Origin of the sequence: Rhodococcus sp. 24CO, assembly GCF_050586165.1 — a bacterium.
Taxonomy (GTDB): domain Bacteria; phylum Actinomycetota; class Actinomycetes; order Mycobacteriales; family Mycobacteriaceae; genus Rhodococcus_F.
On sequence record NZ_JAZFNF010000070.1, the window covers coordinates 1 to 674 of the forward strand.

Sequence of the window (674 nt, forward strand, 5' to 3'; positions counted from 1 at the left end):
TTGTGTGTTGTTTGAGAACTGCACAGTGGACGCGAGCATCTTTGTTGTAAGTAATGAAGAGCGTACGGTGGATGCCTTGGCACCAGGAGCCGATGAAGGACGTAGGAGGCTGCGATAAGCCTCGGGGAGCTGTCAACCGAGCTGTGATCCGAGGATGTCCGAATGGGGAAACCCAGCACGAGTGATGTCGTGTTACCCGCGCCTGAATATATAGGGCGTGTGGAGGGAACGTGGGGAAGTGAAACATCTCAGTACCCACAGGAAGAGAAAACAACCGTGATTCCGTGAGTAGTGGCGAGCGAAAGCGGAAGAGGCTAAACCATGGGTGTGTGATAGCCGGCAGGTGTTGCATTCGTGGGGTTGTGGGGTTCATTTTGTCAATACTGCCGTGTTGGCCAACAGTAAAAAATCATGAGGTTAGTGGAAGTGGTCTGGAACGGCCTGTCGTAGAGGGTGAGAATCCCGTACACGAAAACTTTGTGACTGTTGTAATGGAAACCCAAGTAGCACCGGGCCCGTGAAATCTGGTGTGAATCTGTCGGGACCACCCGATAAGCCTGAATACTCCCTGGTGACCGATAGCGGACTAGTACCGTGAGGGAAAGGTGAAAAGTACCCCGGGAGGGGAGTGAAATAGTACCTGAAACCGTGCGCTTACAATCCGTCAGAGCCTT

At 52.7% G+C, this 674-nt stretch carries 1 rRNA gene; it reads left to right on the forward strand.

Features of this window, described 5'->3' with window-relative positions:
• Nucleotides 1-44 precede the first annotated feature (44 nt).
• Nucleotides 45-674, forward strand: a 23S ribosomal RNA gene (locus tag V2B23_RS30880); the annotation flags it as partial.